General features: G+C 62.8%; 7 protein-coding genes and 1 tRNA gene. All 8 read left to right on the top strand.

Translation table 11 applies throughout. The features are described 5' to 3' along the window. Positions 1–137: 137 nt before the first annotated feature. Positions 138–878: an LOG family protein gene (locus tag VFJ08_RS13050; RefSeq protein ID WP_324997656.1), complete on the top strand. Its 741-nt coding sequence runs from the start codon at positions 138–140 to the stop codon at positions 876–878. Between the two features lie 203 nt (positions 879–1081). Continuing rightward, positions 1082–1157: transfer RNA gene (locus VFJ08_RS13045), tRNA-Ala, on the top strand. 158 nt (positions 1158–1315) lie between these two features. Beyond that, a complete protein-coding gene (locus VFJ08_RS13040) occupies positions 1316–2287 on the top strand; it encodes a sugar-binding transcriptional regulator (RefSeq protein WP_324997655.1) in 972 nt (323 codons plus the stop codon). Positions 2288–2929: 642 nt separating this feature from the next. Further along, the gene (locus VFJ08_RS13035) at positions 2930–4429 is read left to right on the top strand and encodes a hypothetical protein (RefSeq protein ID WP_324997654.1); all 1500 of its coding nucleotides are present in this window, start codon (positions 2930–2932) and stop codon (positions 4427–4429) included. A 286-nt stretch (positions 4430–4715) separates the two neighbouring features. Next, entirely contained in the window at positions 4716–6194 is a 1479-nt protein-coding gene (zwf, locus tag VFJ08_RS13030) for a glucose-6-phosphate dehydrogenase (protein ID WP_324997653.1), read from the top strand. Between the two features lie 47 nt (positions 6195–6241). Beyond that, on the top strand, positions 6242–6925 hold the full coding sequence (gene pgl, locus VFJ08_RS13025; protein ID WP_324997652.1) for a 6-phosphogluconolactonase: 684 nt from the start codon (positions 6242–6244) through the stop codon (positions 6923–6925). Between the two features lie 46 nt (positions 6926–6971). Next, positions 6972–8801 carry a phosphogluconate dehydratase gene (gene edd, locus VFJ08_RS13020; RefSeq protein WP_324997651.1) on the top strand — a complete coding sequence of 610 codons (1830 nt, stop codon included), beginning with the start codon at positions 6972–6974 and terminating at the stop codon, positions 8799–8801. A gap of 50 nt (positions 8802–8851) precedes the next feature. Continuing rightward, a partial coding sequence (locus VFJ08_RS13015; RefSeq protein ID WP_324997650.1) for a keto-deoxy-phosphogluconate aldolase occupies positions 8852–9279 on the top strand: 428 nt, incomplete at its 3' end.

Raw genomic sequence — 9279 nt, 5'->3', positions numbered from 1 at the left:
CTTCAATAGGGGCGTTCGAAAACAATTCAACCAATGTTTGAAACATCATTCGGCCGCGGCCGAAGCGCGTTGTCCGGCTGCTATACTGCCGCGCTTTGTCGCGTTCCGCGCATTTTCGGCCAATCATCGAGGTCCGCATGTCCAACGCCTATACCGATCCGCAGTTCATGGCCAGCAAAGAGGCCCGGCCGCTGCGGATTCTGTCGGAGTACATCGAGCCGCGGACCCGGCTCATGCAGCTCAATGTGCACAACGGTTTGATCTTCTGGGGCTCGGCGCGTCTGCGTCCGCACGATCAAAATCCGGTCGCCAATGCGGTCGATTATTACGGCGAAGCGCGTGACCTGGCCCGCCGCATGATGCGCTGGACCATGGCCGAGCACGCCCACGGCGAGCACTACTATGTCTGCACCGGCGGCGGACCGGGCATTATGGAGGCGGCCAACCGGGGCGCGGCCGACGTGAATCCCGAGCTGTCCATGGGCCTCAACATCGAATTACCGCACGAGCAGGGCACCAACGCGTGGGTGCACGAGAAGCTGAACTTCAACTTCCACTACTTCTTCATGCGTAAGTTCTGGTTCATGAACATCGCCAAGGCGCTCATCATCTTCCCGGGCGGCTTCGGCACCATGGACGAGTTGTTCGAGATGCTCACCCTGATCCAAACCGGCAAGCAGCCGCGGATTCCGGTGGTGCTCTATGGCCACGATTTTTGGCGTCGCCTTATCGATTTCGACGTGTTTCGGGAACTGGGGCTGATCGCGGACGACGACCTGCGGCTGTTTTACCAGGCCAATGTTGTCGACGACGCCTTTGAATTTCTCACCGACGCCCTCGACGGCCGCGTCCCCGAAGGCGCCAAGCGCCAGGCCTGAGCGGCGACGCGCACTGCCGACACACGGCAAATACCGGGGCGAAGCGATGTCCGCTTAAGCTTCGTCGCGGTGTCCCGGGTGTACGCAAATGGCGAAACCCGGGGGCGGTGCCCGTGGTCGAAAACAAGTGGCGCGAGGGGGTTGGCAACGCGCGCAGGCCTGCTATCATACGTCGCTCGTTGCATGGCAACGGGCTTTTTTTCGGGGCCGTAGCTCAGTTGGGAGAGCGTCGCGTTCGCAATGCGAAGGTCGGCGGTTCGATTCCGCCCGGCTCCACCATCAGAAAAGGATCAGGCGCAACCTGATCCTTTTTTAGTGCGCGACAATAAGTTGCGCCACAGTTGTCTCCTCGCGCGCTACAACTATGGTCGCAATGACAACGTTGTCGTTGCTGGAATAAATTTTCAGATTCTGAAAATTATTTCATGGCGCGGCCGATGGCTGACCGACAAACCGACGATCTGGCGATTTATGTCGCCTGGCTGTCCTATATCGGCGGGTATACCCAGGCCGAGATCGCCAATCGTCTGTCGTTGTCGCGCGCCAAGGTGCATCGCCTGATCGGAGAGGCGCACCAGGCCGGTTATGTACACGTCTATATCGATCGGGCGCCCAAGCTGCTGGTGTCCTATGAAGACCGCATCGCCGAACGTTTCGGCCTGGCTCAGTGCCTCGTCGTGCCCGATGTCGGAGATCCGGGCGACCGCCAAGGTAATGTGGTGGCGCTGGGGTCCGCCGCGGCCCGATACGTTCATGGCCGCATCGTCGGCGGCGACGTCGCGGCGCTGGGGGTCTCCTGGGGGCGTTCGCTGGCGGAGATGACGCGCCAGTTGCCGCGCGAAGCGCATCCCGGGCTGGCCGTCGTGTCGTTGATGGGCAGCCTGACCCAGCAATCGGCGGTCAATCCTTTCGACGTGGTTTATCGCCTGGCCGACAAAACGGGCGGACAGGGTTTTTTTCTACCGGTGCCCTTCATTGCGGACAGCATCGAGGATCGCCGCGTGTTGATGGCGCAGCGTAGCGTCGCCGATGCGCTGAACCGCGCCCGCCGGATCGATCTGGGCGTGGTCGGCATCGGCGCGATGGCGCTGGACCAGCCGATGTTCATGGAAGAGCGCGGCCTGCTGGGCGAGCGCCAGCTGGCCGAGTTGATCGAGGCCGGCGCCGTGGGCGAGTTGGTCGGTCATTTTCTCGATCGCCACGGGCAGCCGGTTCCCATGGCGATCAACGAGCGCACCATCGGCCTGTCGCTGGCCGAACTCGCCGAGCGCGAGATCATCGCCGTGACCGGCGGAGCCGACAAGGGGCCCGCGATCCAGGCCGTGCTGAGCAGCGGCGTGATCGACCGCTTGATCCTCGACGAGCCGGCGGCCGAAGCGTTACTGCGGATGAAAACCCGTGCGGCCTGAAGTCGTCGCCGCGCCCGCTCTTGTCGCCCGCCGACCCCGTGTGCGGGCAATTGCCAATCCCAAGTTCGAAACGAAAACCGGGATGAAATTATGCGTTGGGCTCGGAACCGCGCCGGCCGATTTTCGGTGGTCCGCTCGATATTCGACTTTTCGCGAATGTGTATTGGCTTGAGTGATCGTTATGATTCGATGAACGGGGACTTGCTGCGACAGCGTTGGGGCCGATTCGCACCGCTGGCGCGCCGGTTCGAACAGCCATAAATTAGCCGAGCCGAAAGCACGAGGACGCATCGGAGCAGAAAACACTGTATATTCGAGCGGCATCCGGCCGGTAGGCCGGATCGTTATACGGCCGCGCGGCAGGCGGCGACTTCGATTGCCGTGCATGCGGCATGCAGCGTATCGGGGGGCCGGCTTGGGTGTGACGACTTAAAAAATATGTGAGCGACCAACCGATCGGAACGCGCGGCTTGAGAGGAAAGCCGTTGAACCGGCGGTTATCGATGGGGCGCGGGGAATTCCGCGAATAGAGTAAAACTAGCCAATCAGGAGACCACTGTGGGTAAGCTAAAAATACAAGAGCGCGCCGCGCTCAACGGACGGGTGTGTCGTTATACGACACTGCTGCTCGGCACCACCGCCATGATGTGCGCCGGCGCCGCCCAGGCGCAGATGAACGATTCCGATAGCATGTCGGACCTCAGTTTCCCGGAAAAGTTCCAGAAGCAAGTCGTCGAAGGTTCGGAAGTGCACGGTCGGGTCGGCTTCTACGACTTCCGCCGCTGGCACGATCTTAACCAGCCGTACCCGGGCCAGCCGGACACCAGCGACGACTTCAACAACGAAAACACCAACTTCGGTGCGCAGATCGGCATTACGACCGGCCGTATATACGGCTTCTCGGCGGGCGCCGAGTTCGTTTATGAAGGTGCGTTATACGGCAATAACGACGCCGGCACCAAGCTCAACTGCAACCTCGCCTGCGGCACTGTCGAAAACCTGACGCAGGGTTATCTGCAGTTCAACGCCTACGGTTTCCAAATTCGCGGCGGACGTCAGTTGCTGAATACGCCGCTGGCCAGCGCCGACCAGTTCACCTTCCTGCCGCGTTCGCTGCAGGGTGTGACCGGCGTCTGGCGGCCGCTGGAGACCATGAGCCGCATGGCCTACGTGCCGAACACCCCGACCGAGGGGCCGCAGATCACGCAAAATCCGAACGTGGATAACCAGACCTACGAGACCGATCAGTACCTGCCGTTCCACATGGGCGCGGAGCCCATGGATCAGCCCATGTGGCAGTTGTTCGCCGCCAAGATCACCAGCCGTGAGCCGCGTGGCAATGCTGACCACTTCCTCAATGCCAACCGCTACTTCGACGATGTCGACGGTTTCTGGTCGGTCGGCACGTCCTTCCGCAACGTTACCGAAGGCGGCCAGATCATCGGTCAGTACTACCACTATCGCTTCCAGCAGACCTTGTCCGCCGACTACGGCGAAATCGGCTATATGGCCCCGACCATCGGCTCGGGCGCCTCAAGCTGGGCCCCGTACGTGCGTGCCCAGGTTCTGGCCGGCTACGACGCCGACGAGAGTCGCATCCCGCAGGGCATCAACAGCCAGATCTACGGCTTGAAGATCGGCGTGAGCACTCCTATGTTCGGCTTCTCGATCTTCGGCAACTTCTCGCCGGAACATGACGGTTCGTTCAACCACGGCCAGTTCCTGCATCCGTACACCGACATCTCGGGCGTGCTTTATAGCAACACGATGAACGATGGTCTGGTGGAAATCGGTCCGGGCTATGCATATGGCGCGCGCATCGACCTGACCCCGACCGACAACCTGGCGATGTATGCCCGCTATGTCCGTTATCAGGCCGAGTATGGTCACTATCACGACTTCTACTTCAATGGCGGGCCGGATAACATTATCGCGGACGATCGATCCGCCAATAACAGCTTCACCGGCGATCTGGTGCGTGATCAGAAGAGCCAGGGTATCGGCGTCGGTATAAGCTACGATCTGGGCGGCGTCTGGGAACAGCTTGCCGGCCTGAAGATCAGCGACAACCTGGGCATCACGAAGTTCGACGGCGCGCCGAACTTCTACAACAACCGCGTTCGCTTCTACTACAGCTTCTAAAGCGCGGAGCACCCACGAGCCCGGTCGCCATCATGGCGGCCGGGCTTTTTTGTTCGGTAGCCCCGAAAACAAGGCGCGCAGCCATCCCGCCGTAGCCGAGGATGAACCGAGCGCGTCGACTCCACGCCGACCGACAATCTGAAAATGTATGCCCGCTACGTGAAGTACAAAGCCGATCACGGCCACTACCACGACTTCTACTGGCCGACGCGCGGCGTGCCGAACACAGAAGACGGCGAAGCGGTTATAATCGCGCGTTGAATTGGTTAAGCGAAAGAGAGAGACGATGACCGCCGAATTCGTACCCGTGGATCCGTTCGACCTGGTCATCTTCGGCGGTACGGGCGATCTGGCGCGGCGCAAGCTGTTGCCGGCGCTCTATCACCGCGATCAGGACGAGCAATTCTCGGACGATAGCCGGATTATCGCCGTGTCCCGCCGGGACCAGAGCGACGAGGATTACGCGAATTGGGTGCGCAAGGTGCTCGAGGAGCATCTGCCCGATAAGGAGATCGACGAGGCCGTCTTTTCGCGATTCCATGATCGGTTGGCGCATGTGCAACTCGATGTGGACGACGCCGCCGGCTGGCAGGCGTTCGCCGAGCGCTTCGAGGACAACGACCATATTCGCGCGTTTTATCTGGCGACCGCGCCGAGTCTGTTCGGCAAGATCGCCAACGGCGTGGCCGACGCCGGGCTGGTGGACGAGCGGGCCCGCATCGTGCTGGAAAAGCCGGTGGGCCACGATTACGAATCGGCGCGCGCGATCAACGATGCCGTTGGCGCGCGTTTCGGCGAGTCGCAGATCTATCGCATCGATCATTATCTGGGTAAGGAAACGGTCCAGAACCTGATCGCGCTGCGCTTCGGCAACTCGCTGTTCGAGCCGGTCTGGGGCCGCCAAGCGGTGGATAACGTTCAGATCACGGTCGCCGAGGACCTGGGCGTAGATGAACGCTTCGATTTCTATGAGCAGACCGGCGCGCTACGCGACATGGTTCAGAATCACATGCTTAACCTGCTTTGCCTGACGGCGATGGAGCCGCCGGCGAGCATGAACCATGACGACGTCCGCAACGAAAAGATCAAGGTGCTGCGCTCGCTCAAGCCGATTACGCCGCAGCACATACGCCAAACGACGGCGCGCGGCCAGTACGCGGCCGGCATGATCGACGGCAAGGCGGTGCAGGCCTACGGCGCCTCGAGCAAGAAAGAACAGGCGCCCGCGGACGACGCCAAGGCTGAGACTTTCGTCGCCATCAAGGCCGAGATCGACAATTGGCGCTGGCAGGGCGTGCCGTTCTATATGCGTACCGGCAAGCGCATGGCGCGCAAGTCGTCGCAGATCGTGTTCGAATTCAAGCCGGTGCCACACTCCATCTTCGGCGAAGAGCCGTTGCAGCCGAACCGTCTCGTGCTGCGTCTGCAGCCGGAAGAGGGCGTGGAGATGTCGATCATGACCAAGGAGCCGGGTCCGGGCGGCTTTCGCATGCGCAGCCTGCCATTGAACCTGAGTTTCAGCCAAGCGTTCGAAATCGCCTACCCGGACGCCTATGAGCGGCTGCTCATGGAGGTGCTGCGCGGCAACCCGGCGCTGTTCATGCGCGGCGACGAGGTCGAGGCCAGCTGGCAGTGGATCGATCGGATCCTGGAAAGCTGGCGGACCGAGCAGGTCGAGACCCAGGAATACATGGCCGGCAGCTGGGGGCCCACCGATGCCTTCGTGCTGCTCGATCGCGACGGGCGGCGCTGGTACGACAGCTGAGCTTCGCGGCTTATTAAGAACAGATCAGATCACGAGGGACCGTTCCCATGGCTGAATTGATACAATACGCCAGCCGTGACGACGCCGCGCGCGAGCTCGCGCTATCGATTGCCGGACGTTTGCGCGAAGCGATCGCCGAGCGCGGCGAGGCCAGTCTCGTGGTATCCGGCGGCAGTTCGCCCAAGGCGCTGTTCGAGTATTTGGCGAGCGAGGAGTTGGCTTGGTCGCGCGTTACGGTCATCCCCTCGGATGAGCGCTGGGTGCCGGTCGATGACGAACAAAGCAACGAGCGGCTCATCCGCACCACGTTGCTGGTGGGCCCGGCCGCCGAGGCGCGTTTCGTCGGCCTCTACCGCGATACGGACACGCCGGACGCGGCGCTCGATGCGGTCGCCGACGACTTGGCCGACGTGCCGCGTCCGTTGGACGTCGTGCTCCTCGGCATGGGGGACGACGGCCACACGGCATCGTTGTTCCCGCACGCCCCGGATATCGAGGCCTGTCTCGAGGCTCGGGGCGCCTGTGTGGCGCCGACGGTCGGCCCGCCGGCTCGGTTGTCGCTGACGCTGGCTTATTTTACCGACGCGAAGAGCATCGATCTGCTGATTTTCGGCGACGACAAGCGTGACGTGTTCGAACGCGCCGAGCAGCCCGGCCCGGTGGCGGCGCTGCCGGTACGGGGCGTGTTGCATCTGGAGCGCCCGACCCCCCGGGTCCACTGGGCGCGATAAACGATCGCGTCCGGCCGGTACCGGGCGTCAGCGAGCGGAGGCTGTTATGGCTCTTAATCCCGTTTTACACGACGTAACCCAGCGCATAATCGAGCGTAGCCGCGCTTCCCGGACGGACTATCTGGCCCGCATGAACGAAGCCGGGCGGCACGGCCCGCATCGCGGCACGATCTCGTGCTCCAATCTGGCCCACGGGTTCGCCGCCTGCGGACCGTCCGACAAGGACGCGTTGGCCGCCGATGTAAGGCCCAACGTGGGTATCGTGTCGGCCTACAACGAAATGTTGTCGGCCCACCAGCCGTTTGTGGACTACCCGGACATCATCAAGAAGGCGGCTTGGGACGCCGGCGGCGTGGCTCAGTTCGCCGGTGGCACGCCGGCGATGTGCGACGGCGTGACCCAGGGCCAGCCCGGCATGGAGCTGTCGCTGTTCTCGCGCGACGTGATCGCGCTGGCCACCGGCGTGGCGTTGACCCATAACATGTTCGACGCCGCCATCTGCCTTGGGGTCTGCGACAAGATCGTGCCGGGGCTCTTGATCGGCAGCCTCGCCTTCGGCCATCTGCCGGTAATCTTCGCCCCGGCCGGACCAATGACCTCGGGCATGTCCAACCCGGTCAAGGCCAAGGTGCGCGAGCGTTTCGCCCAAGGCGAGGTCGGCCGCGACGAACTGCTCAAGGCTGAATCGATGGCCTATCACAGCCCGGGCACCTGCACTTTCTACGGCACGGCCAACTCCAATCAGCTCATGATGGAATTTATGGGGCTGCACTTGGCCGGCACGTCGTTCGTCAATCCAGGCACGCCGCTACGGCACGCGCTGACCGAGGCCGCGGCCCGGCGCGCGGTCGAAATGGCCGCGGTGGCCGACGACAGCGACGCCCGACGCATGTGCGACATCGTCGACGAAAAATCCGTGGTCAACGGCCTGGTGGGGCTGTTGTCGTCCGGCGGCTCGACCAACCACACCATGCATTATGTCGCGGTGGCGCGGGCGGCCGGGATCAAGATCGACTGGGACGATTTCTCCGAGCTGTCGGCGGCGGTGCCGCTGCTGGCACGGGTCTATCCCAACGGCATTGCGGACGTGAACCACATGCGCGCGGCCGGCGGCATCCAACTGATGGTCCGCACGCTGCTCGATGCCGGTCTGTTGCACGACGACGTGATGACCATCGAAGGCCACGGACTGCATCGCTACACCAAGGAACCGTTTCTCGAAAACGGTGAGCTGGCTTGGCGCGAGGGCCCGAGCGCGAGCCACGACGAAGACGTCATGCGCACGGTCGATAACCCGTTCGCGGCGACCGGCGGCATTAACGTGCTCAGAGGCAACCTCGGCCGGGCCATCATCAAGACCTCCGCGGTCGACCGGAAATATCGCCGTATCGAGGCGCCGGCGCAGGTTTTCTCGACCCAGCAGGCGGTGCTCGATGCCTTCAAGGCGGGCGAGTTGGACAAGGATGTCGTGGTTGTCATTCCTTACCAGGGACCGCGCGCCAACGGTATGCCGGAACTGCACAAGCTCACGCCCTGCCTGTCCGTGCTGTTGCAGCGCGGTTATCAGGTCGCGTTGGTCACCGACGGCCGCATGTCGGGCGCCTCCGGCAAAGTGCCGGCCGCGATTCAGGTCACGCCCGAAGCCAAACTGGGCGGGGCTATCGGCAAGATTCGCGACGGCGACATGATGCGGGTCGACAGCGAGACCGGCGAACTGTCGGTACGGGTCGACCAGGCCGAGCTGGATGCCCGCGAAGAAATCGTCTTTGCCGAACCGCCACCGACCGAATACGGCTTCGGGCGCGAATTGTTCGCGCTGTTCCGCCATAACGCCGCGCCGGCCGAGGAAGGCGCAGGTCCGGTGCTCTACGGCTAAGAGGGCCCTCTTAGCCGAAGCGCGGTCCAATACATATCTAAGGGGTAAGCATGGCCGATACACTCGCCATCATGAAAATGTCGCCGGTAATCCCGGTGGTGACTATCCATTCGGTGGACGACGCGGTGGCGATGGCGCGCGATCTGCATGCCGGGGGGCTTAAGACGATCGAGATCACGCGCCGCACGCAGGTCGCGCTCGACGCGGCCCGGGCGATTCGCGAGGCGGTGCCGGAACTTTGCCTCGGCGTTGGCACCGTTTGGACCGAATCTCAGGCGCGCGAGGCGATTGAGGCTGGCGCACAGTTCATGGTCTCGCCGGGCATCGCCGACGAGGTCGGCGCGGTCTGTCGCGAAGCGGACCTGCCTTATTTGCCCGGCGCGCAAACGGTCAGCGAGGTGGCTTATTTGGCGCGCCAGGGTTGGCAACAGGTCAAATTGTTCCCGGCCTCGGTGATCGGCGGCCCGTCCGCAATCAA

This window comes from Salinisphaera sp. (genome assembly GCF_035690525.1).
Taxonomy (GTDB): Bacteria; Pseudomonadota; Gammaproteobacteria; order Nevskiales; family Salinisphaeraceae; genus Salinisphaera.
The sequence above is the reverse complement of the archived record's forward strand: the minus strand, read 5'-3'. Positions and strand labels throughout refer to the sequence as shown.